Below are 23,851 nucleotides of genomic sequence, written 5' to 3'. Positions count from 1 at the left end.
GCATCTGGGACAGACCAAGGTTTTGATAGGCGTTCGAGAACCAACAGCCCGTGACTGCAACTTACCTTCCGCGATTTATGTGATGAGTTAGCAAATGAGCTCGGTCGTCCAGGGTCGAAAACAGAATCGCAAAACAGATCCCGACAGCGGTCCCTATGAGGGTATCTACTACCCGCTCCTGCACCATCGCCATGCCAGCAAGGTCTGGTGCCGCCAGATAGCTCATAAACAGAGCCATGGGCGTAACCAGAACCTGGCCCAGTCCATAATTCGATCCGATGATGGTCTCGGTAGCGAACGACAGTAACGCCACCAGCCCAATAATGGTCCACACAGAGGGCTGGCTTAGCAGCACCAAAGCCACAAGGAGAGCGCCGAGTACGTTGCCTATGGTGCGCTGTAGGGCTCGGCTCATACTGATATGCAAATGGCTACCCTGTAACACGGCGACAGCGCCCATGGCCGCCCAACCGGCGTGCTGACCGCCAAACGCATAAGCAACATAAGCCGCCACGGCAGAGCCCAACACCATGCGCGCGACGGCGATCAACTTGTGACTGGCGGGCCGGCTTTTGAACCAATCCTGTGCCGCCGGTGTATCGTGGCGGAACACGTCGGTGATCATCACCACTAGCCAGGCAAGAGCAGCGGCCACTGCGGTCGCAGTCGTACGTTCGAGGACAGAGGCAAAGGTATCCACTTGGCCCATTGAAACGCTGGCGGCGAATATGAAGATCAATGCACCTGGCGGACCGAAATCACCAACGGTGACGATGTAAAACAGCGTACCGCACAACAGCGCCAGAATGGCCAGCTGACCAACCATGGGCAACTCCAGCCAGGCCACCAGGGACATCACAAAAACGGTTGCGGTTTGGCAGAGCAAACAAAGGAAAACCGTAAAGCCCCGGCGTTCCGGGGCCGCAAAACGGCCAAACAAAGCCACCAATGTACCCAGCGAAGCAAATCCAATCAGGTGCGAAAAGTCGGATAGCTCGATCAGCGGAAGCACAACCAGCGCCGCGATAGCCACCTGTAGTCCGGCCAGTGCCGAGTTCCTGAAGCCAGGCTGATTAACTACGGCAAAGCACTCTTTGAACTGTGCCCGCGATAGCAGAAACCGGATTGCAGCTGATCGACTTTTTACTCTGGATAAGCGCTGATGCACTTGACCTCCGACAAAATTGGATAGCTTAAGATATAGTTAGCCTAATAACCGTTTGCCTCATTGATCTATTCGGAGTTTCCGCAATCAAGTCGCGAAATAACGAGAATTTTTGGTTTTGGAGATTGCCTCATCACACCATACGTTTAAGCGTATCGTCTCTTTTCACGAAGTGATGAATCAGTGCCATACCAATATGACCAACAATCAAAACGGTCAAAATCCATGCGATTGGCGAATGGAGCTGTCCCAGGGCTTGGGCCCAGGCAATTTCCTCGCCTTCAGCAAAAAGCTCGATACCGAAAGCCGTAATCCCGTGGCCACCACCCAGCATGACCATTACCCCGGTTATCGGCATCAGCAACAGGCCAAGATACAACGCCCCATGACCGGCCTTGACCAGCAGAGCCTGCGCCGGATCTTGCTGCGGGCGCTGATGACGCTGGCCAGCGGCCCAGGCCAAGCGTACCAGAATCAGCAGCAACATCAGCGAACCTATAGAGACATGCCAGGGCACCAGCGTTTGTCCGACCCAGTGTTCTCCGTCGAAGATTCGATCACCAAACTTGAGCAGTTGCCAGAACACCAGTAGGGCCATCGACCAGTGCAGCAGTTTGGTGAGAGCGCCATACCGCTCACGAGAATCGTGGATCATGATTGGGTTCTCCGTATTGCGGGTTTCATTACCATTGAAGGTGTTACCAAAGAGGATGAAGCCAGAATGCACACTCATTCCAGCCTCATCTTCATATCACTGCCTACTGGCGGCGTCCAGCCTGGAAAGCATCTCTTCCGGTAGTGACAATTTCACCGAAGCCAATATCTCATCCAGTTGAGACAGCGATGTTGCACTGACAATCGGTGCGGTCAGTTCTGGCTGGTGGAGCAGCCAGGCCAGTGCCACTTGGGATGGTTTTGCTGAAGCCTCCTGCGAAACGGCCATCAGGGTATCCAGAATGCGCTGACCACGATCGCTGAAATAACCGTTGAGAAAGTCAGCCCGAGGGTTGCCTTCCAGGTCTGAAAGCTGAGCGTATTTGCCAGTCAGGAATCCACTGGCCAGAGAAAAGTAGCTCACCACGCCAAGATTGTGCTCGCTGGCGACTTTCGCCAGCGACGACTCGAAATCGGCCCGGTCATGCAGGTTGTAGAGGGGCTGGATCAGCTCATAGCGCGCGAACCCATGATCACGAGACACGGCCAGCGCCTGTTCCAATCGATCGGACGAATAATTGGAGGCGCCGATGGCCCGCACCTTACCGGCCTTGATCAGCCGGTCAAACGCGCCCAATGTTTCCTCCAAGGGGACTTCCTGATCATCAATGTGGGCGAAGTATACATCGAGGTAATCGGTGCCCAGACGTGACAGGGAATCCTCAATTGCAGCTTCGATGTTGGCTGCAGATAGCCCTTTACGACGCTCCAGCATACCGACTTTGCTCATGAGAATGACGTCATCACGACGTCCCCGCTTTTTCAGCCATCGTCCGATAACTGCCTCCGACTCGCCACCTTCAAGGCCCGGTGCCCACGCAGAATATACGTCGGCCGTGTCAATGGCGTTGAAGCCCTGCTCCACAAACCGATCGAGTAGCTGAAAAGAGCGGTTATCATCGGCTGTCCAGCCAAACACGTTTCCGCCAAATACCAGTGGGGCTATCTCCAAACCGGACTTCCCAAGGGGTTTCTTCTGAAGACTCATGATGCCTCCCTCAAAAAACAACTGTCAGTGGGTGAGTCGGCCGGGTGGTCCCGGCCGGCGATTTCAGGCAATGCTTTCCACAATGCCACCTTCAACACGCAGGGCGGCGCCTGTGGTGGCACTGGCCTGGGGAGACGCAGCGTAGACACAGAGGCTGGCGACCTCTTCCGGTTCGGCAAAACGTCGGAGCAGCGTGGAAGGCCGGTTTTCGTCCAGGAACAGGGTTTCCATTGCTTCCGGGGAGACTCCCCGCTCAGCCGCCAGGTCAGCCATCATGGCTTTGGCTCCTTCAGTACGGGTCGGACCGGGAAGGATGCTGTTCACGGTCACACCGGTTCCGGCAAGAACCTTGGCGAGACCCCGGGATACACCTTGAAGCGCCGCCTTGCTCACCCCGTAGTGCACCATCTCCGATGGAATATTCAACGCCGATTCACTAGAGATGAACTGGATACGCCCCCAGCCCCGAGCCTTCATGCCAGTTGCGTAATGCCGGGCAAGTCGAACACCGCTCATCACGTTGACCTGGAAAATCTCTTCCCAGGCAGCATCGTCGATATCGAAGAATGGAACGCCGCCATAAATACCCAGGTTGTTGACCAGAACATCCACCTCGGGCAGCTGTTCGATGATGGTCCGGCAACCTTCCGCGGTACCCGGGTCCGCGATAATGCCTTTTGCATCGTCCCGACCGCTGGCATTGGCTATCTCGGCCAGCGCCTTATCCACTTTGGCCTGGTCACGACCCACTATAGTTACCGAGGCACCGGCCTCGGCCAGCCCCTGGGCAATGGCCAAACCGATGCCCGCGGTAGAGCCGGTGACCAACGACTGTTTGCCCGTGAGTTCAATTTTCATCATTTAATTCCTCTTGCCATTGATTTTTGAGGGGACGTCACCCACTCAACCAAATTGAAACGCCGATAACTGGGTTTCCATCACCCGTTCGGAATAAACCTTCTTGCCGGGCTCCTCGCCCGCTGCACCCGCTGCCACGAGCAATGGAATCAGGTGTTCCTCGTCTCCATGCGGATGACAATCGAGGGCGTGGGGTGCCTGAACCCATTTCCTCAATCGCTGATAACGAATTCCGGAGTCACCTTCGACAGTGTCCGTCAGCCAGTCATCGAACGCCTCGGAGAGCGGTGTAAACCGCTTGTCGCCGTAGCCACGCATGTTGTGGAAGCTCATGCCACTGCCGAGAATCAGCACACCTTCGTCACGCAGTGGCGCCAGAGCTCTGCCTGCCTGCAGGTGTGCTTCGGGGTCCAGGTCCTGCCGTAACGACAGCTGAACCACAGGAATGTCTGCCTCGGGGAACATCACCTTGAGCGGAATAAACATACCGTGATCAAACCCACGCCCGGAATCCTCCAGGGTGTTCTGTTGTGCCCCAACCAGTAGACGACTCACGCGATGCGCCAATGCCGGCGCTCCTGGAGCCGGATAAGTCAATTTATAGGTGTGGTCCGGAAAACCGAAATAGTCATAAATGAGATCGGGCTGGCTGCCGGCGGTCACACTAAACTCTTGAGTGCGCCAGTGGGCGGATACCAGGAGGATGGCCGTCGGCTTTTCTGGCAAACGCCCGATGACGCTTCGAAGAAAGTCGGCCATACCGTCCCACGTATTGCGGGGACTCCAGTCCATAAAGAAACAAGGGCCAGCGCCGTGGGGAATAAAAAATACCGGTTGTCTGGTAGGCACTCTTGGCTGCGTGGACATCGACATACCTCCATAGGTTTGAATAGTTCAGATATCACAATGAACAGGTTATACTGATACTCAGGAAAGGAGAACGGACTTAAAAAAGGAACTGTTTTAACTAAAGGTAGGAAATAAAATGCTGGACCGATACACAAGCATGCAGGTATTCGTTCAGGCAGCGTCCAGAGGTAGTCTGTCTGCCGCCGGCCGGGAGCTGAACATGTCGCCGGCAATGGCCACAAAACATGTGGATTCACTGGAAACCAGGCTCGGCACGAAACTGCTTCATCGCACCACTCGACAGTTATCACTGACAGATGCCGGACGGGAATACCTGCAGGCCTGTCAGCGCATTCTTCAGGATCTTGAAGAAGCGGAGTCCGAAGTATCTTCCCAGCAGCATCAGGCCATGGGTCGATTACGTCTGAATGCACCGCTATCCTTTGGCACACGCTTCATTGCACCGTTAATACCGGAATTCACCCATCGTTACCCACTGGTGGAGGTGGATCTTGGCCTGAGCGACACTCAACAGGATCTGCTGAAAGAGAGCTGGGACCTGATTGTCCGCATCGGACACCTCGCTGACAGCGACCTCAGGGCCCGCCGTCTCGGCAATTGCCCGATGCGACTTTGTGCCTCGCCTGAGTATCTGAAAAAACATGGAACCCCTAACCGTGTTGCCGAGCTCTCAAACCACAATTGCCTGAGCTACAGCCTTTCCTCAGCGCAACGCGGCGGCACCTGGGCATTCGGCCAAGATGGTAAGATCCAGGTGCCCGTAACAGGCAACCTCATGTCCAACAATGGCGACGCACTTCTTGCTGCCGCCGTTAAGGGCCAAGGGATCATATATCAGCCCAACTTTATCGTGTCCGAGGCATTGGCCAGTGGCGCTCTGGTTGCTTTCGAATTGGATCACCCTCCACTGGATCTCGGCGGCCTGCATGTGCTGTTCGCGCCGGATCGTCGGTTACCCCTCAAAGTAAGAGCGATGATCGACTATTTGGTTGAGGTTTTTGAGAATTCGCCATGTAGACCGTCGTAAATTTTATCCTTTCTTACCAAGGCCCCCTCTCTACACCTGTAAACTGTTCCAACAGTCAGGCTTAGTTCGAAGTTAGCCCGCTCCAGGCCAAAAGCTTTATGTCGGCTTCTGGATCGCGGCCACCTTCTCCTTTTCCATCTGCTTTTTTAAGATCCCGAAACCAATGGTTGTTCAAATATTGTCGTCAACAAGGAAAATCTCATTTGCGGAACCGAAATGGGATCGAGGCCATAAGTCCATTGAGTGTTTCCTTTTGTTTAGGCCCGGACATTTTATTTTCCTCGTAGCTGTCAATTGATGGTTCTAACAGGCAGTGCCTTTAGACCGCAATAGTGGGCTACGTTTTTGGGGTACGAAATACCAATCCATCAATGGCATGGACAAAAAAGTGTATGAAGAGGGCCTTATATCGACGTTCGCCATGGACACGAGGCCATATAGTGAAAGCCCTGTTATGCTCAGTTTAAAGTCATGTCCATAATTGGATCATTCGTAGTTATAATTTTTATGTCAGCTGCGAGCGGGTATTTCAGCCTAAGCTGGAAGGTAGACCCGTTGGGGTGATGTCCAACAATGACGGTTGTGTGATCGCGCGTTCCGCCGAGTTGAAGGCGCTGGATATTCCCATGGGTACGCCCGCCTTTAAACTCGAAGGGCTGCGCCAGCGTGGCGAGATTCACCTGCTATCTTCCAACTACGAGCTTTATGGTGATATGTCCGCACGGCTGGCCCAACTGCTGCGCGATGCCTGCCCAGAGATTGCCCCCTACTCCATTGATGAAATGTTCGTCTATTTAGAAGGTTTCACCACCGAGCAGTGTGAAGCACTGGGACGAAAGCTGCGTCAGCGTATTCGTCGTCATTTAGGATTGCCGGTGTGCGTGGGGCTTGCCCCTACCCATACACTTGCCAAACTGGCTAATCACCTTGCCAAGCAAGACCCCCACTACGAAGGCGTTTGTTTATTAAGCGGGCAGGATCACACCACGGAAGCGCTGCTAAAGCGCACCCCGGTGGGCAGTGTGTGGGGCGTTGGGCGTCGGCTTGCCGAGCGTTTGGCGATTGGCGATATCAACACCGCCTGGGATTTGCGCGAAAGCGATGAAAAATGGCTGCGCAAACGCTTTTCAGTAGTACTGGCCCGCACGGCGCTTGAGCTGCGCGGCACCTCTTGCCTGGAAATGAATGCGTTGGACCAGCCGCGCCAGCGCATTATGACCTCGCGCTCGTTCGGCCAACCGACCGGCGTGTTTGCCGAAGTGCACAACGCGTTGCGCCGTCACGCCCAGCGAAGTGCTGAAAAACTGCGCGAACAGGGCAGCATGGCCCGAGCGGTGATGGTGTTTCTGAACACCAACCGTCACCGCCGCGACCAGCCGCAATATTTTCCTCAAGCGCTGATCCCGCTCCCCTCGCCCAGCGACGATACGCGTGTGATTCTTGATGCCGTACGCCAGGGGCTGGAGCAGATTCACCGCCCCCGCTTTCGATTTATGAAAGCGGGCGTGATGCTGCTCGACTTGGTCGATGCTAAAGAGCATCAGCTTTCGCTGCTGCATCCCCCGGCCCGTGATCGCCATCCGTTTTTGATGGCCACGGTCGATCAGATTAATCAGCGTATGGGGCAAGGCACCATCAGCTTTGGCATGACCGACGCGCCAGCTGCCTGGCAGCTACGCTGTGCTCACCGTTCCAACCGCTTTACCACGCGCTGGGATGAGCTGATGAAAGTGGGCACTCACCCCGGCGCGGTGGCAGCGGCCGAGGCGAAGGAGCAACAGCGCAAGCAGCAAACGCTAGCCAGCGCGAAGCGCGTGACGCAGCCGCGGGCTTAGGGTTTCCCCAAGCGCCGCCATGACCACCAGTATCGCCAGCAGCCACGGCCAGTGCGCTGCAAAAGAGACCTGATAAACACCCAGCGCATCGACAAAAATCACCACAATGCCGAGCGGGCTAACGTAGCGCACCATGGCTAGCCATAGTGCATAAGGCAGCGGCAGCAGCCCGAGTTCATCGCGGAAGGTGTCGCTTTTCAATATAAAGCCCGCCAGCAGCACCATGCCCAGGCCGCCCAGCGGCATCATCCAGCGTGAGGTCAGGTAATCCAGCCAGTCGAAAAAGGTCTTGCCTGCCAGCGTCCAATCCGCGCCCAGATTGAATGACAGCATCGCCAGGGTGCTTATCAACCACAGCACAATACCCGTGCCCCAAGCAGCTGCCGGGCGCGAAATGCCTTTGTTATCGCACAGCCAGGAAACCGTAGCCTCCACCATGGAAATGGCAGAGGTCAACGCGGCCATGGAGAGCATGAGGAAGAACAAAATGCCAAACAGCGTGCCCAGCGGCATCGCCTGGAAGGCCAGGGGCAGGCTCATGAAAATAAGCCCAGGGCCTTCGCCGGGGTCCATGCCGTTGGCGAAGATTACCGGAAAGATCGCCAGCCCCGCCATCAGCGCGACTACGGTATCCGCCACGGCCACACTGACCGTGGTCCGGCCAATGGAAGCACCCTTGGGCAGGTAGCTACCGTAGGTAAGAATCGCCCCGGAGGCCAGTGAGAGGGTAAAGAAGGCATGCCCCAGCGCTGCCAGCAGCCCTTCGCTGGAGAGGCTGCCCGCGTTGAACGAAAACAGGAAGTTAACCGCCGCGCCAAAGCCACCGGAAAACAGGCCAAAGCCAATCAGGATCACCAGCATGATGACCAAGCCGGGCATCATCCAACTGACACTCTTCTCGATCCCCTTCTGTACGCCCTTGCCCACAATCAGCATGGTGAGCAGCGTCACTAAGGTACTCCAGAAACCGAGATTCAGCGGATTAGCGTTGTTGGCCCCAAAGACAGCGGCCATATCGTTAACGCTGCTGCCGGACAGGCCACCGGTCAGCATCTTCCACAGATACGAGAACGACCAGCCCGCCACGACGACGTAAAATGACAGCACCATAAAGCCGCAGAGCATGGCCATCCAGCCAATCAGCGACCACACCGACGAGCGGTCTGATTCATTGACCACGCGGCGAATGGCATCCACCGGGCTGCCCTGGCCGCGCCGCCCAAAGGCGATCTCGGTCATCATGACCGGCACACCCACGGCAAAAATACAGGCCAGGTACACCAGCACGAAGGCACCGCCGCCGAACTCCCCGGTGATATAGGGGAATTTCCAGATATTGCCCAGCCCAACCGCCGAGCCGGTTGCTGCCAACATAAACCCCCAGCGGCCTAGCCACTGGGTGCGAGGTTGCCCAGAAGAGGTCATTTGCCCAGTTACCCTGTCAGAAAAAGGCGCTCATCCTATAGGATTTCACGGGCAATGCCCAACAGCATCTAGGCGTATACGGCGGCCTTGGCGGCGGCATCCAGGCGCTGGGCGGTTTGATCCACCCGGCGCAAACAGGCCAGTAGCACGGCGCCCAGGGCCACGAAGCCGCCTGCCAACCAAAGCCCTAGGCTGTAATTACCAGAGGCTTCGGCCAGCATGCCGGTCAAGGCCGGGGCGCATATCTGGGCAACGCCGTAGGCCAGGGTCATCTGCCCCATTAACCGCGCTGGGCTTGAAGGATAAAGCCGCCCCGCCATGGTTAGCACCAGACTGACGCAGCCGAGGAAGGTACCGCCGTAAAGCACGGCGCTGAGCAGCACCGCCGCTGCGTTCGCGGTAATCGCAGGCAGTACGATGCCCACTACCTGAATGCACATGGCGATAATCAGCGCCCCCAGGTAACCGACGCGGCGGGCGACTAGATCCCACAGCATCACCGCCGGGGCCGCGGCTAAACCGGCCAGGGCGAAGGTCCAGTTGCCCATTCCCGCCAGCAGCGGCTCACGCTCGACAATCGCGACGAGAAAGGTAGCGCTGATCACATAGCCGTAACCGGCGCAAAAATAGGCAGCCAGCATCCAGCGCATAAAGGTGCGCGTGGGCGGCATCGCGGGTTGGCTATTCGCCGTGTGCGCCGCGCCACCTTGCTTTTCCGGGCGCGGCAGCCAGTACCAGGCAGGTACCAACAACGCGGCCCCCAGCAGGCTAAAGCCCCACCACTGGGTCTGCCAGCTAAACGAAAGCTGCAGCATCATTTCAACCGCGACCGAGACCACCACCATACCAATGCCCAAACCAGCAAAGTGGATGCCCAGCTCTCCGCGCTGGCGGTGTTGCATTAGCCAGTGAAGAATCAACCCGGACGCTAGCAACATTGAGCCACTGCTGGAAAGACCCGCCAGAAAACGCAGCCCCGCCCATACCCAGAAGTGCTCGGTGAGTGCCATGCCCGCGGTAGTAAGCACGGCCAGGATTAACCCACAACGAAATAGGAGGTCTTTGATATAGAGACTGCGGATAGTGGCGGCCAACACCGCCCCCAGCATATAGCCCGCGTAGTTGAGCGCCGCCAGCCAGCCGCCATCGGCGTCGCCCATCCAGGTTTGCTGCTGCATGACCGGCAGCAGCGGCGTATAAGCGAAACGGGCGATACCCACACACAATATCTGGCTGAACACGCCCGCCAATAGCACTCTAAAGCGCTGGGAACCTAGCGTTGCTGCGGTCATCGGGCTGCTCCTTAAACACCACTTTCATTATGTTAGCTATCGCTATATTGATTAGCTCGCATGCAAGTTCATGCATAGTAGGGCGTTTTGAGCAGCGCGTCATGACCACCTAGGTCGAGTGCGTGGTTAAAAAATGGCTAGAGGTGAACCTCCAGGCTTAACAACAAAAACGACAGCGTTTTGCCATGGCCATCCAGATTGAGTGCCCCGTTAACGCCGCCTTGAAGCACATCATCGATCACGAAGTTCATGCCTGCCAAATTAGGTAGAGGGTAGCGCCGCACCCGGCTAGCGCCGCGATGGGCGAATAGCGCCAGCACTCGTTCTTCGGTGACCTGTTCCAGCAAGGTGGCGTAGTGATCCGCCTCATAGGCAAACAGTGCCACGTTGAGGCGTTCGCCTTTATCCCCCGCACGGGCGTGCGCCAATTGGTGGAGAGAGATCGAGGCGGGCGCACGCATTGATGTTTGTGTGGGTTCAGCTTGCAGCATAGCGTTCGCTCCTGTGGGCTTCCTGGGTCGGCGACTCAAATAGCGTGGCATGGGCATGAATGTCGCTGCGTTTTACCAAGTACGAGGCGGTAAACACCCGCCGTTGAAACTGACGTCGCACCCCGCCTCCCCCGGCAGGCCCGGCACAGTAAAGCGCCAAAAGCTCTTGCGTGGCACGCGCCACCCAGCGCCGCTCGCTGTGCTCGGCCGCCAGCCGCAGCCGGTAATCACCGCTGGTAGAAGGCGCGGCGCTACGCTGTAGCTCACCGCTATCGCTATCGAACACGCTGGCCAGGCCGATGATGTCCAAACGCGTTCGCAGCTCAGCCGGGGCGCGAAATACCAGCCGTTCGCGCAGCACCTGGGCGGCCAATTGCGCCCTTGCCAGCGCGTTGGGCCCGGCGTAGGAAATTTCCGCCTCGCCCTGCCAGCCACCCTCGTAGCATACGGTCGTCTTTAACCGTTCAGGTGCGGGCTTGCCGCGAATGCCGGTAACCGCCACGCGATTGGGCGCCAGCTGGCGTACTTCGGCATGGGTGAGATCCACGACGACATCCGGCGTCAGGTAATTGGCGGGGTCGTGGACTTCATAGAGCAGTTGCTCTTTCACCGTTTGCTCGGTAACGCAGCCGCCGGTATTGGCGGGCTTGGTGATGATCAGGCTGCCATCCTGCTCTACTTCGATAATCGGGTAGCCCACCGTGGCGAGGCCAGGCACGTCTTTAAAGCCTGGGTCGGCAAAATAGCCGCCGCTTACCTGGGCGCCACACTCGGCTAGGTGACCGGCCATCATGCCGCAAGCGAGGCGGTCCCAGTCGTCCCAACGCCAATCGAAGTGGTGCATCAGCGGGGCTAAAAACAGCGCCGGATCGGCAACACGCCCGGTGACTACCACGTCTGCCTGCATGGCTAACGCTTCGGCCAGTGCCTTGGCACCCAGGTAGACATTGGCTGAAATCAAGGCGTCATCGTCCGGCATATCCAGCCGTTCGGCCTCCCAACGCTGCAAGTCCAGGCCATGCAGTTGCTGGCGGATATCATCGCCATGCACCTGGGCAATGCGCACATTGGCACGGCCCAGCTGTGCGGCCAGCTCCGCAATAACCTGGCACGCGCCGCCAGGGTTCGCTGCACCGAAGTTGCCTAAAATTTTAATGCCGTTATCCAGGCAATCGCGAAGCACTGGCGCCAGCAGCTCGTCTAACAGCGGTTCAAACCCGCTTTCGGGGTCTTCACGCATCGCCCGGTGGGCGGCCGCCAATGTCCGCTCACCCAGGGTTTCGAATACCAGTGCAGAGGGTTGCTGTCGCTTGATCAACTCTGCCACCACCGCCACGGCCGCATCGGTACGGTCACCGGAAAAGCCTGCCCCGCTGCCCAGTAAAAAACTCATAAATGTGTCTCCTTGGCCTGAAGGGAGTGGTGGTCGCTGGCGGCAGCTACCGGCTCGTCATCCAGCAGCGAGCGGCGGCGTATAAATAGCCCAATGATCAGGGCGAGCGCTGCCAGCGTGGTCAGCCAGCCTGGCGTCAGCGCAAGCCCAATCACCGCGATCAGCGCCACCACATCAATCACGCGCTTCCCCGTCATGGCTACCCGAGACATCAGCGCGGCGAAGGCCATCACGAACACGCCCCCCTGACAACTGGCCAAGACGATATCCAGAGCAGAGCCAAAGCCCGCCAGCGCTGGGTAGATCAGCAGCAGAAAAGGAATGACATAGATCGCCGCTGCCAAACGCACCGATTCGACGGCGGCAGGCAGCCAGTTGGTATCGGCAATGCCTGAGGCCACGAATACCGCAATGCAGACAGGCGGCGTAATGACTGAGAGTGTCGCAAAGTAGAAAACGAACAAGTGGGCAATCAGCGGCTCGACACCGATGGTGGTGAGCGCTGGCGCCAGCACCGATGCCACCAACACATAGGCCGCGGTAGTGGGTATGCCCATGCCCAGAATCAGACACACACCGCCAACGATAAAGGCTACTAGGAAGAGCGATTCGCCACCGACCGTGACAATCAAGCTGGCCAGCGTTACGCCGATGCCGGTCATGCCAATCATCGCCACCAGAATCTGCGCCCCGGCCAACAGCACGCCGATAATCACCATGCCTTTGCCTGCATCGACCAAGCCTGCCACCAGTTTGCCGAGAATCTCGCGCAGGGGCATTTTGGACAGCAGTGCAAAAGGCACAAAGGTCAGCACGGTCATCAGGATGCCGTAAAAAGCGGACATCTGAATCGAACGGCCGCTAAGCACCCCATAAAACAGCCCACCCAACGCAGCCAGAATAGGAATAATCCGCTCAGTGCGTATCACATCTGCCCAGCTGGGCAGCTCATCATCGGGCACCACCTGTAGCTGACGACGTTTGGCCACCAAGTGGATAGTGACAAATACGCCCAGGTAGAAAAGGATGGCGGGCAGCAAGGCCGCCAAGGCGATACGCAGGTAACTTTCACCAAGAATTTCCGCCATGATAAAGGCCGCCGCGCCCAGGATCGGCGGTGCGATTTGACCGCCAGTGGAGGCGACCGCTTCTACCCCCGCCGCGAACGGACGTGGGTAGTTCAAGCGCTTCATCATGGGAATGGTGAAATTGCCGGTGGTGGCGACATTGGCTACCGCGCTACCGCTGACCATGCCAAACAGCCCGGACGCGACCGTGGCCACTTTGGCCGCACCGCCCGGCGAGCGGCCGCTAATACGCAGCGCCAAATCCATGAAGGTATTGCCGCCCCCAGTGTGCAGCAACAAACAGCCGAATAGCACGAAAGCGGCAATGGTCGTGGCGGCAACGCCGACCAGCATGCCCCACACGCCAAGATCACCCAGGTAAATGGTTTCGGTCATGTAGTAGAGATCAAAACCCCGATGGCCGAGCGGCCCGGGGATGGCGGCACCGAACCACGCGTAGGCTAACCCCGCTAACACCAGCAGGGGGAAAATAGCCCCAATGGCGCGGCGCGAAAGCTCCAGAATCGCCACCAGCAGTACGCCGGTCAGCAGCATATCGCGGGGCGTTGCCCAGGGGAGTTCGACCAGAATTTGTTCGTGGTTAAGCGCCACATAGCCGCAGGCGAATACCACACCGACTGCCAGTATGACATCGATAGCGATGCCCAGCGGGCGCCAGCGCTTGCCCTCCCCTAATGGATAGACGGCAAGCCCCAGCAGGATGACCAGCGCGAGAAAGATACTCCGCTGAATCAAGCTCTCGAACGGCCCAGTGGCGGAGGTATAAAGGATTAGACCGCCCAGCAGCAGCGCCAAGCCTTTGGTGACTGTCTCACGCATGATCATCTTCTCCGAATGGCCTTACTGGACAGGCTGCAAGGCATCGGGGATGTCGTACCCCTGCTCTTCGAAATAGCGCGCCGCACCGGCATGCAGCGGCACGGTGCCAACCTCCAGGGTCATCTTCGCCATATCGGCATCTTTCATCGCGGCAAAGGCGTTGACCTGCGGTTCGGGGTTTTCCATCACGGCTTTGACGATTTGATAGGCGGTCTCTTCATCCATATCCGGGTGCGCATGTACGGCAACCCCAAACGCCCAGGTGGTATAAGCGGGGATACCGTCTGCAGCGCCTTCGGGCACATCGACAATCGCCACGTCGGGCATTTCGCTGCGCAGCGTATCGGCCTGCGCGTCATCGAGAGACAGCACGCTAATGGGGGTAAATGTCGCGATATCCATAGAGGAGCCATCCAGACGCTCGCCGACCCCTGACTTCACCGAGCCCATCACCCGGCCATCCTTCATGGCGTCGACCATATCGGTCGTTGAGCCGCGCACGTAATCCGGCTCGATGCCGAGGGTACGCATCACCGCTTCGGTGGTTTTCTCAGTGGCTGACCCGGTGATACCGGGGTTAAAACGCACGCCATCCAAATCAGCGAAGGTGGCGACGTTAGCATCCTGACGCATCACTGCGTTTTGGGGTGCCACGGTGTAGACCCACAGCAGACGGTTATCCACTGGGCGGCCTTCAAAATCTTCCTCTCCGGCGTAGGCGTGATAGCCGGTATTGGTGGTCACCAGCCCCATATCAATCTGATCGCGCCCCAAACGACGCAGGTTATCAACCGTAGCGCCGGTTTCAGCGACAGAAGAACTCACACCTTCGACCTGGTTGTTGATGATCTGGTTAACCGCGACAAAATAGCTGTAGTGGCTGGAGGAGCTCGAGGTAGAACCAATCAGCAGGCGCTCATCGGCATGGGAAGTGGCAGCAGCCAGCACCGCGGCGCTTGCCACCATGGCGGTAAGTAGCGTTTTCATTGTCTCTCCGAAGCTCGCTGTACGAGCCTTTGTTATTGTAGAACGGGTTGTTGTAAAACATGACCGCGACGCACGAATCGCGATAAGCCAAGCATGGTGGGCTGGTTTCATTTTGTATATTGAATAGTTTTTAATTTATGTTTTACTTTCTAAATGAATCCAAGCATCCAGCAGTTGCGCGTTTTTGTTGCCGTTGCCCACTCCCGCAGCCTTGCGGAGGCCAGCGAGCGCGTACACCTTTCCCAACCGGCGATTTCGATTGCGCTACGTAAGCTGGAAGAGAACGTCGGCGGTGCGCTATTTGCCCGCACATCACGTCAGCTTGCCTTGACCCCGGAAGGCGACGCTTTCCTACCGGTTGCCGTGCGGCTATTGAATGACTGGAACGAAGCCTTTGAGGATCTTAACGACCAGTTTTCCAAACAGCGCGGCAAGGTGACTGTGGCGGCGCTGCCGACGCTGGCGGCTGGGTTATTCCCCAGGGTGATTAAGCTTTTTCATGAAGCCTACCCGAGGATTAATTTAAGCCTGCACGATGTGCTGGCCGAGCAGATCAATCAAATGGTGCGTGAAGGTCGCGCTGACTTGGGGCTTTCCGTGCCACCGAGCGACGCTGACGACCTCACCTTTGAACCCGTGCTTGAAGATAGCTATGTGGCGGTTTGCCCTTGTGGCCACCCGCTGCTGGCGCAGTCGGCCGTGGCGTGGAGCCAGTTGGCTGCCTATCCGTTTATTGGTATCAATCGGCTTTCCAGTTCACGCCAGGATATTGACCGCATCATGCAGAGCGTGGGGGAGCGGCTGGATATTTTGTGCGATGCGCGCCAGATCGCCACGGTTGGCCGCATGGTGGCAGCGGGTTTGGGTATTAGCGTGCTGCCCTCGCTCAGCTTTCGCCAGATTGCCACCGATGGCATCGAACACCGCCCGCTGGTCGAACCGACGATCCGTCGCGAGCTGGGCATGATATTGAGCCGACGCCACCCCCCTTCCGCCGCCGCCAGCGCCCTGTGCCAACTGATTCGTGATCACGCATAAGGTCTTTTCATGAATAAGCGTTTTCGGTACGGCTTTCTCTACACCTGGGGTGGGAATCTGGCAGACTAGAGGCGATGAACATCCACCTTACTAAGTGAGCGATACGATGAGCGATACAGCAAAACCCTGGACACAACCCATGCCCGACGCGCAGTTCAAGTTGATGCGCGATATTCTTGCTGCGCCTAGCCCTGTGGGCCTTGAAGCCGCAATGACCTACGGTGTGCTCAAGCCGCATTTTGAAAGCTTTGCACCTAAAGGCTGGCACCTGCACCAGTTCAAGGGCAACGCCGGTGTTGTGCTGGACACCCACCCCGGCCGTGACGATATGTTCAAGGTCATGCTGATCGGCCATGCGGATAAAATCCGTATGCAGGTGCGCTCGATTGGTGAAGACGGCAAGATCTGGATCAACACCGATTCCTTCCTGCCTACCGTACTGATCGGTCATGAAGTGAAGCTATTCAGCGAAGACCCGGATGCCCCTGGCAGCTATCGCTGCATTGAAGGTGGCACGGTAGAAGCACTGGGCGCCATTCACTTTTCTGACCCCGGCCAGCGTGATGGCAGTAAAGGGATCAAGAAAGAGCAGATCTACCTGGATCTACAGATTCACGGCGACAATAAGAAACAGCAGGTGTTGAACCTGGGCGTGCGCCCCGGTGATTCGATTATTTTCGACCGCCCTATCCGCCCCGGCTTTAGCCCTAATACGTTCTATGGCGCTTACCTGGATAACGGGCTGGGCTGCTTTGTGGCCGCCGAAGTGGCGCGCTTGATCGCTGAAGCAGGCGGTACGAAAAATGTACGCGTGCTGTTTGCGATTGCCAGCTATGAGGAAATTGGCCGCTTCGGTAGCCGCGTGATGGCTGGTGAAATGAAGCCGGATGCGCTGATTGGCGTGGACGTTAACCACGACTACGTGGGCGCGCCAGGCATCGGCGACAAGCGCATGCAGCCGCTGGAAATGGGCAAGGGCTTCACCATGGCGGTGGGTTCGATTGCCAGCGAACAGCTCAACCGGATTATCGCGACAGCCGCGAAAGCGCAGGATATTCCGCTGCAGCGCGATATTGTGGGCGTGGACACCGGTACCGATGGTATGGCAGGTGTACTGGCCTCTATTGATAGTGCTGCTACCTCGATCGGCTTCCCTATCCGCAATATGCATACGATCTCGGAAACCGGCCATACCCAGGATGTGCTGGCGGCTATTCACGCCCTCACCCATACCCTGCAAGCCATGGATGCCCTGCCTGATTTAGAGCGTGAGTTCCTGGATAACCACCCACGCCTTGACCAAGCCAGCCCGCTTCCCCACCAGGGCAGCGACAAGCCGGATAGCGACGGTGATGAAGGCAAAAAGAGTGGCGGCAAAGAGAGCAAGGCCGAAAGCAAAGCAGGAAGCAAGGCAAGCAGCACCAACGCCCCTGCCGTCAGTAATAAAACCAAGAAAAAAGCGAAAAAATAAAACACGCGTATAAAAAGAAGCCCCAGCCATTCCTTGGCCGGGGCTTTATCAAACCTTCCTTGATTTTCTTCACAAACATCCTGTTTGTGCTTCCCTGAGAGCGTTTAGCCGTCCTGGCGTTGCCTTCCCTGTTTCCACTTCCTTGTGGTGTGTGCTCACAATGGACGTGATAGCGCTGTGTTTATCTATCCCAGGTTATTAAATCAAAAAAATATTGCTTTAATATTAAAAAAGCCTTGTTGCGTCGATTTAATGCACGATTGCAATACGTTTCACATGGCGAATATATGAATTGACACTTATAATTAAAACGTGTCGGTAACGATACAGAGCAACAGGGAGGTTACCACGCCTGAACCATCATCAACCCTAATGGTAGGAGGTCAGCGTGCGCGACATTATAATTAGCAATAAAGTCAATGAATTAGATGTTATCTGTCGTCATTGCGGCAATTCAGAGACAGCCAAGTCACCATTTTTTAATCGCTTTCGTTTAGAAGGCACAGGGAAAAACACGGCGACGGTGCGCTGCCTTAACTGCCAAACAGCAGTTGAAGTGCCCTTGAATGAACTAAGCACGCTCTATTATCACCATGCGTGTTAATGAGTAGGCTGGTTAATCAATAGCTTATTTTGCTAACAGGTCGGCTAATAAAAAGAAGGGGTAGATGGCTAACACATCTGCCCTTTTCCTTAGCATGCTATTTATGATAAATGAGGAAATTCATAACAATGTAACTAGTACGTCATTTATTTAAGCATAAAAAAAAGCCCCAGCCATTCCCTGGCTAGGGTTTTGTTACCGCTTCTTTCTTCCTCACAAACATCCTGTTTGCGCTTCCGTGAGAGTTTAAGCCGTCCTGGCATCATCTTCCTTGTCGCCACATCCTTGTGCTTGATGATTAGGATGCACCTTTTAACGACGATCTTAACTAACCTAGGTTAGTAAGTGAGAAAATAATCGTTACACTAAGCTAAGTTTTTGTTTAGTGACGACTACGCGTTTTAAGGCAATGCTTAACCTGTCATCGTTATGTTAAACAAATGTCATACAACTCTTTAACTTAAGTAATTTTTATTAAAGGGCCCAAGCGACACTGGCCTTACTTCAAGTAAAGCCAACTTGAGATAAAAAGCAAATCCGTCATTGACTTAAGCTTGAATAGCGGCTATTAATTATTTTAAGATATTGATAATTATAGAAAAATAACTAATTCCACCTAGCTAGCCAGTTATCCATGAAAATTTAAACAAACGATTGATTAATTTTTCACTATCTTCAGCAAAAAATAAAGCTCAACCATTGTTGGCTGAGCCTTATTAGGTCTTCCATAACCGCACACTACAAATATCCTATTTGTGCATCCTTGTGCTACTCAAGCAATCCTTGTCTAATCTTCCTTTCCGCGAGTTCCTTTCGCTGAGCACACAATGCGCTTTATAGAAGTATGTTTATTTAACCTGTGTTAGTTAATAGAAAATAAATTATTATTAAACGCTCGTTTGCCATTTTATAAAGCGGCTTGCCAAGCTTCCAAGCAAGCACATACAATCATGAACGTTTGCTTAATTCTTCTTAAAATGAGTGCGATCATGATTTCAAAATACTGGTGGCCAGCCGCCGCGCTTAGCCTCGCGATAGCTCCTCAAGCATGGGCCCAGCAATGGGAAGGCAGTCTCGGCGCGGGTGTCCTGTATGCCCCCGATTATCTGGGCAGCGACGATTACGATCCCCAGCTTTGGCCCTCAATCGACCTAAACTATGGTGATGCTCTTTCGATCAGCCCACGCAGTGGCATTGAATGGCACGCGATTCGCAACGGTGATTGGACCGTATCGCCCTTTATTGGCTACCTTTGGTCGCGATAATGAAGGCGATATTTCGGCGTTCGAGAAAGTGGATGGCGGCGCTACGCTCGGTTTACGGGTAGCACTGGAGCAAGGGCAGTGGAACTATAGCTTGGCGGGCAGTGCACCGGTAACGGGCGATGTGGATGGTGCAGAGCTGGAAGCATCGGCTGCTTGGCGATTGCCTCTCAATGAGCGTACGTTCTTTACCTTTACCCCGAATGTGGCCTATGCCGACGAAGAGTGGACGGAGTCGATGTTCGCGGTTTCTACACGTGACAGCCTGCGTAGCGGTATTGCCAGCTATCATCCTGATGGCGGCTCCTGGCGTTTAGGGGTTAGTACCAGCCTAACCTATGCGCTAACGCCGCAATGGTCGGCCACTGGTTTTGTTGGCACCAGCTACCTGACCGGTGATGCTTCTGACAGCCCCATCGTTGATGATTTAGGCAGCGAATGGCAGACCGTGACGGGTGTGTCGCTCAATTATAATTTTTAGCAGTATTAAGACGCTAGAAAGCCAGAGCAAAAATGAAAGCGCCCTTCACGTTTAGGGCGCTTTTGCGTTTAGTGGCTGGTTTTCGGGAATAGTTCTTAGGAATGGTTCTTGCGAATGGTTCTGGTGGTGCTGCTCTGGTAGTTCTGCTCAAAACCACATTTTAAGCGGCATCCATAGCCCCATCAGTATCATTACGATATTTTCCGTTAACGATACAAACCCTAGTGGCACATTGCTGCTACCGCCCACACACGCGCATTTCAATTCACGCTTATCGATGTACACGGCTTTAAACACCGACACCGCCCCCACCGTACCGATAAACAGTGCCAACGGCGCCGCCAGCCAAATCAACGCGCCTGCCAGCATTAAGACCCCGGCCAGGGTTTCAGCGTAAGGATATACATAACTATAGGGGACATAGCGCTGAGCCAGCAGGTCGTAGTTAAGGAACATAGAGCTGAAGCTCTCTACATCTTGAAGTTTCTGTAATCCCAACAGCACCATGGCCGTCGCCACTGCGTATTCAGGCATCCGCGCGGCCAACAAGGTACCATTGGCGACCCAACTAACCGCCAACCCGACCAGCAAGGCAGTAACAAAAATCGCGATCACCGGTCGATATGTGGTCTCTTTCGCATTCGGTACGCTCATCCCAAGATGCTTGCGCACCTCTTCATAACCACCAATACGCTTATCACCGATATAGGTTTGCGGCGTGGTATCGACATTTTCCTTAGCCTTGAACGCCTCTATTTCATCTCGGGAGGTTAATGGGTGATCGTCAACCTCATATCCTTTACGCTTTAACAAATCGACCGTTTTCATACCAAACGGGCAAAGGTGCTCTGCCGTCTTCATCCGATAAACATGTGCTGTCTCCATGTTGACCACCTCCTTGATGCGTGTCTAAAAACTACCTATTAAGCAAATCCCCTCTCTACCTTATAAAGGTAGTCAGAATATGGTCTGTGACCAAAATAGAAACGGCGAGGGTAGCCTCGCCGTTATTATTGAGCCTGCTTTACCCCCTAGCGGTTATTTCTCCAGCCACGCCATCAGCGTTTCAGCCGTTAGCGCTGAAGAAGGCGGGTTTTGCCCGGTAATCAGCTGGCCATCTTCACGCACGTAAGGGGTGAAATCTTCCGCCTTGGTGTAGATACCACCACACTGTTGCAGCGCATCTTCGACCAGATGCGGCACGATGTCAGTCAGGCCAACCGCATCTTCTTCGCCATTGGTGAAGCCTGTTACTTGGCGGCCCTTGACGAGCGGTTCGCCTGCGCTGTTCTTGGCATTCACCAATACAATCGGCGCATGGCAAACGGTAGCGACCGGCTTGCCTTGCGCAATAAACGTTTCGATCAGACGAATGGAGTCTTTATCATCAACGAGATCCCATAACGGACCGTGACCGCCGGGGTAGAACACCGCATCAAAGTCATCGGCCTTCATATCGCGCAAACGATGGGTCGCTGCAAGCTCAGCATTGGCCTGTTCATCTTGCTTGAAGCGGCGCGTTTCATCGGTTTGGCTATCCTCAGCGTCGCTCTTGGGGTCCAGCGGCGGCTGGCCACCTTGAGGCGATGCCAGGGTCACCTCGGCCCCCGCGTCTTTGAAGACATAGTAAGGGGCGGCCAACTCTTCCAGCCAAAAGCCGGTTTTATTACCGGTATCGCCCAGCTGATCGTGAGACGTCAGTACAACTAAAATGCGCTTACTCATATCTTTCTCCTAGCGGTGAAAAATGAGGCTATTAAAAGGCCTTGTTGTTTCTAAGTGGGGGCCTCTGAGGTGGAATGCAAGGAGATATCCAAGTCACCAGTAGTGTCAATCTGTTAGTGGCGCTTTATCATGGCGTCATTCAGTCATCATCCAGGTGAAACGACCAGTGAGTATTGAAGCGCGGGATTTTTACCGCAGCGGCCCTGACCACCGCCAGGGGCAAGCCAGCAGTTTTGCCTTGATCCGGCGCCAGTTTGATTTTCGCTCTATCGAGATTGGCCGCTGGGTCACCAGCGCTGAGCGCGACCGTGCCGCCGAGCTGTTTCATGATGCACTGTGCGATCTCATGTTGATTCTACAGGGGCCAGAGGCACTAATTTCATTACGCGGCACAATCGCACTGCAGTACGGCAGCGGTGGCCGACCTGGCGTTTCTGCCCACTACGACCCCAGCCAACGCAGCTTTGCGCTAGCCAAAAACGCAGGCCCCGGCAGCATTGCCCACGAGTGGTTTCATACTTTTGATCACTATATCGCCAGTAAGTGTTTTCGCGGTACGCCTGCCGGTGTGTTCGCCTCTACTGCTTGGCTCGCCGATGCAACGCCCATTGCCCACCCTCTGAATCAACTGCTGATGCGCTGTTTCAAAGCCGTACTACTGCAGCCCGAAGGCGACCAGCCTAGCGCTCTGTTTCAAAGCTCGGTGCAGATGGATAAAAAGCTTGGCCAGCTCTATTACAGCAAACCCGAAGAGCTTTGCGCACGCGCCTTTGAGGCATTTGCACAGGACGCAGCCATCACCAATCACTTTCTGGTCAAAGGCACCAAGGCTTCTCTTGAAGCGGAAAAAGGGCTCTACCCACAGGGCGCACAGCGAGAGCAGACCAATGCAGCGTTCAGCAATTATTTTGGCAGGCTAGGAAAGGCGTTGCGGGAGGCCGGATAAGCATGACAGCGTGCAAAATGGTGCAATCGTGCCTAAGCTGTAGCAACGCTCACTACTCAAAGGAAGAGAACATGCCATCTACTACCACTATCGTCGTTATCGTTGTTGTTATTGTTGCCGTGCTTGGCATTGGCTTCGGCGGTGTGCTGCCTTTTTAATCGCTCGTAAAGGTGGTTAACGTAGAGCGCCTAGCCGCACATCACACCCATGCCTAGCACGAACTGCTTTAACAAAAATTAAACACACTAGCCTGCAACAGGCTAGTTTAAATTAACGTTGAATAAATAAAAAAATTCCCATTTTCAAAAGGATACAAACATCTGAATAATATGATTAATTTTACCTAAGCGCCCTAGATAGCGAGAGTAATTTTCATCCTTTTAAACAATTTAAATAGTCTTTTTATAAGCCCATTTTTAAACTATCCTTGTCAATAATATTCGGTTATATGCCTAAACATTATTTATATTAGCAATCGAGCAGCGACACTGTTGCAAAGGGCTTCATTCCTGCCAAATCTGGAGCCAAACATGCCTACTGCCCTGTCTCCTCATACCTATCTAATGATCCGCAAGTTAGAAAGCAATTTCACTCTTACCGCCGAAGAGAGGCAGGCACTCCAGGAATTACCGGTACAAACACAAGACGTCAAGTCTAACCAAGACATCGTTAAAATGGGCGACCAGCCTAGCCAATGCTGCTTACTTCTAGAAGGTTTTTCGTGTGTTTACAAATTAACCCTTGAGGGTAAACGGCAAATAATGGCGCTGCATATTCCTGGGGATATGCCGGATTTGCAAAGCCTGCACTTGCAAGTTATTGATATCAACATTGCTTCACTTAGCACTTGCAAGTTATTGATATCAACATTGCTTCACTTAGCCCCTGCAAGCTCGGTTACATACAGCACCAAGACTTATCGCTTTTATTTGAACGCTACCCTCGCCTCACTGCGCCCTTCTGGCATGAGACATTGGTGGATGCTTCTATTTTCCGAGAATGGTTATTGAATGTAGGGCAACGCGAAGGCTATTCACGGATCGCTCATATTATCTGTGAGCTCTTGCTGCGCCTTAAAGCGGTGGGATTGGTAGAGAATGAAAACACTTTTGATATGCCTATTACCCAAGCGGAGCTGGCAGATGCAACGGGGATGACCCCAGTACACGTAAACCGAGTGCTACAGGCCCTTCGTAATGATGGCTTGATAATTACGAACAAAAGAAGGGTAACCATACCTGACTGGCAGAAATTACAAGACGCTGGCGAGTTTGACTCGCTTTACCTGCATCTTGAAAATCAATAATTTTACAGGCTAACACTCTGATTTTTCTTGCTATTACCAGACTATCGGAAGATATCAATAGTCACT

At 54.8% G+C, this 23,851-nt stretch carries 18 protein-coding genes and 2 pseudogenes; 7 read left to right on the top strand and 13 right to left on the bottom strand.

All coding sequences use genetic code 11. The annotated features are described in order from the left end of the window. Positions 1 to 61 precede the first annotated feature (61 nt). The 5 genes from ACWI0H_RS06120 to ACWI0H_RS06100 all read right to left on the bottom strand — a co-directional run bounded on the left by ACWI0H_RS06120 (position 62) and on the right by ACWI0H_RS06100 (position 4,592). Positions 62 to 1,168, bottom strand: a complete 1,107-nt coding sequence (locus ACWI0H_RS06120; RefSeq protein ID WP_007105030.1) for an FUSC family protein — start codon at positions 1,166 to 1,168, stop codon at positions 62 to 64. A 130-nt stretch (positions 1,169 to 1,298) separates the two neighbouring features. Beyond that, entirely contained in the window at positions 1,299 to 1,898 is a 600-nt protein-coding gene (locus tag ACWI0H_RS06115; RefSeq protein ID WP_013786621.1) for a cytochrome b, read from the bottom strand. Positions 1,899 to 1,916: 18 nt separating this feature from the next. Continuing rightward, complete coding sequence (locus ACWI0H_RS06110) at positions 1,917 to 2,867, bottom strand: aldo/keto reductase (RefSeq protein ID WP_138801255.1); 951 nt, start codon at positions 2,865 to 2,867, stop codon at positions 1,917 to 1,919. A 63-nt stretch (positions 2,868 to 2,930) separates the two neighbouring features. Continuing rightward, positions 2,931 to 3,728 carry an SDR family NAD(P)-dependent oxidoreductase gene (locus tag ACWI0H_RS06105; RefSeq protein ID WP_007105034.1) on the bottom strand — a complete coding sequence of 266 codons (798 nt, stop codon included), beginning with the start codon at positions 3,726 to 3,728 and terminating at the stop codon, positions 2,931 to 2,933. A gap of 42 nt (positions 3,729 to 3,770) precedes the next feature. Further along, positions 3,771 to 4,592 carry a DODA-type extradiol aromatic ring-opening family dioxygenase gene (locus tag ACWI0H_RS06100; RefSeq protein WP_007105035.1) on the bottom strand — a complete coding sequence of 274 codons (822 nt, stop codon included), beginning with the start codon at positions 4,590 to 4,592 and terminating at the stop codon, positions 3,771 to 3,773. A gap of 118 nt (positions 4,593 to 4,710) precedes the next feature. Here ACWI0H_RS06100 and ACWI0H_RS06095 point away from each other — a divergent pair, with 118 nt between their 5' ends. Both ACWI0H_RS06095 and ACWI0H_RS06090 read left to right on the top strand, forming a co-directional pair. Further along, positions 4,711 to 5,622, top strand: coding sequence for a LysR family transcriptional regulator (locus ACWI0H_RS06095; RefSeq protein WP_034821484.1), 912 nt, complete (start codon positions 4,711 to 4,713; stop codon positions 5,620 to 5,622). A 485-nt stretch (positions 5,623 to 6,107) separates the two neighbouring features. After that, on the top strand, positions 6,108 to 7,457 hold the full coding sequence (locus ACWI0H_RS06090) for a Y-family DNA polymerase (RefSeq protein ID WP_485876167.1): 1,350 nt from the start codon (positions 6,108 to 6,110) through the stop codon (positions 7,455 to 7,457). Here ACWI0H_RS06090 and ACWI0H_RS06085 read toward each other — a convergent pair. From ACWI0H_RS06085 to ACWI0H_RS06060, 6 genes are all read right to left on the bottom strand, one after another. Beyond that, positions 7,419 to 8,882 carry a sodium-dependent transporter gene (locus ACWI0H_RS06085; RefSeq protein ID WP_485875478.1) on the bottom strand — a complete coding sequence of 488 codons (1,464 nt, stop codon included), beginning with the start codon at positions 8,880 to 8,882 and terminating at the stop codon, positions 7,419 to 7,421. The genes ACWI0H_RS06090 and ACWI0H_RS06085 overlap by 39 nt on opposite strands. A 68-nt stretch (positions 8,883 to 8,950) precedes the next feature. Beyond that, positions 8,951 to 10,174, bottom strand: coding sequence for a YbfB/YjiJ family MFS transporter (locus ACWI0H_RS06080; RefSeq protein ID WP_176302733.1), 1,224 nt, complete (start codon positions 10,172 to 10,174; stop codon positions 8,951 to 8,953). Between the two features lie 137 nt (positions 10,175 to 10,311). Next, a complete protein-coding gene (locus tag ACWI0H_RS06075) occupies positions 10,312 to 10,665 on the bottom strand; it encodes an AtuA-related protein (protein ID WP_485875476.1) in 354 nt (117 codons plus the stop codon). Next, positions 10,652 to 12,058, bottom strand: a complete 1,407-nt coding sequence (locus ACWI0H_RS06070; RefSeq protein ID WP_485875474.1) for an acyclic terpene utilization AtuA family protein — start codon at positions 12,056 to 12,058, stop codon at positions 10,652 to 10,654. The genes ACWI0H_RS06075 and ACWI0H_RS06070 overlap by 14 nt, the downstream gene beginning before the upstream one ends. Further along, a complete protein-coding gene (locus tag ACWI0H_RS06065) occupies positions 12,055 to 13,965 on the bottom strand; it encodes a TRAP transporter permease (protein ID WP_485875473.1) in 1,911 nt (636 codons plus the stop codon). The genes ACWI0H_RS06070 and ACWI0H_RS06065 overlap by 4 nt, the downstream gene beginning before the upstream one ends. A gap of 21 nt (positions 13,966 to 13,986) precedes the next feature. Continuing rightward, positions 13,987 to 14,952, bottom strand: coding sequence for a TAXI family TRAP transporter solute-binding subunit (locus ACWI0H_RS06060; protein ID WP_008957253.1), 966 nt, complete (start codon positions 14,950 to 14,952; stop codon positions 13,987 to 13,989). 153 nt (positions 14,953 to 15,105) lie between these two features. Between ACWI0H_RS06060 and ACWI0H_RS06055 the strand changes: the two genes are divergently transcribed. The 3 genes and pseudogenes from ACWI0H_RS06055 to ACWI0H_RS06045 all read left to right on the top strand — a co-directional run bounded on the left by ACWI0H_RS06055 (position 15,106) and on the right by ACWI0H_RS06045 (position 19,808). Beyond that, positions 15,106 to 15,990 (top strand): LysR family transcriptional regulator, encoded by an 885-nt coding sequence (locus ACWI0H_RS06055; protein ID WP_101146505.1) that lies wholly within the window; start codon positions 15,106 to 15,108, stop codon positions 15,988 to 15,990. Between the two features lie 106 nt (positions 15,991 to 16,096). After that, complete coding sequence (locus tag ACWI0H_RS06050; RefSeq protein ID WP_485875470.1) at positions 16,097 to 17,461, top strand: M20/M25/M40 family metallo-hydrolase; 1,365 nt, start codon at positions 16,097 to 16,099, stop codon at positions 17,459 to 17,461. 1,554 nt (positions 17,462 to 19,015) lie between these two features. Further along, positions 19,016 to 19,808 (top strand): annotated as a pseudogene (locus ACWI0H_RS06045) (MipA/OmpV family protein). Between the two features lie 147 nt (positions 19,809 to 19,955). Here the strand turns inward: ACWI0H_RS06045 and ACWI0H_RS06040 are convergent. Together ACWI0H_RS06040 and ACWI0H_RS06035 are read right to left on the bottom strand one after the other, a co-directional pair. Further along, positions 19,956 to 20,693, bottom strand: coding sequence for a glutaredoxin (locus tag ACWI0H_RS06040; protein ID WP_485875468.1), 738 nt, complete (start codon positions 20,691 to 20,693; stop codon positions 19,956 to 19,958). 153 nt (positions 20,694 to 20,846) lie between these two features. Beyond that, positions 20,847 to 21,533, bottom strand: a complete 687-nt coding sequence (locus tag ACWI0H_RS06035; protein ID WP_485875466.1) for a type 1 glutamine amidotransferase domain-containing protein — start codon at positions 21,531 to 21,533, stop codon at positions 20,847 to 20,849. 166 nt (positions 21,534 to 21,699) lie between these two features. Between ACWI0H_RS06035 and ACWI0H_RS06030 the strand changes: the two genes are divergently transcribed. Then, positions 21,700 to 22,479 (top strand): CLCA_X family protein, encoded by a 780-nt coding sequence (locus ACWI0H_RS06030; RefSeq protein ID WP_485875464.1) that lies wholly within the window; start codon positions 21,700 to 21,702, stop codon positions 22,477 to 22,479. Between the two features lie 530 nt (positions 22,480 to 23,009). Continuing rightward, a pseudogene (locus ACWI0H_RS06025) lies at positions 23,010 to 23,785 on the top strand (Crp/Fnr family transcriptional regulator). Positions 23,786 to 23,851: the final 66 nt, after the last annotated feature.

The organism is Halomonas sp. NYA30 (assembly GCF_976980765.1).
The sequence above is the reverse complement of the archived record's forward strand: the minus strand, read 5'-3'. Positions and strand labels throughout refer to the sequence as shown.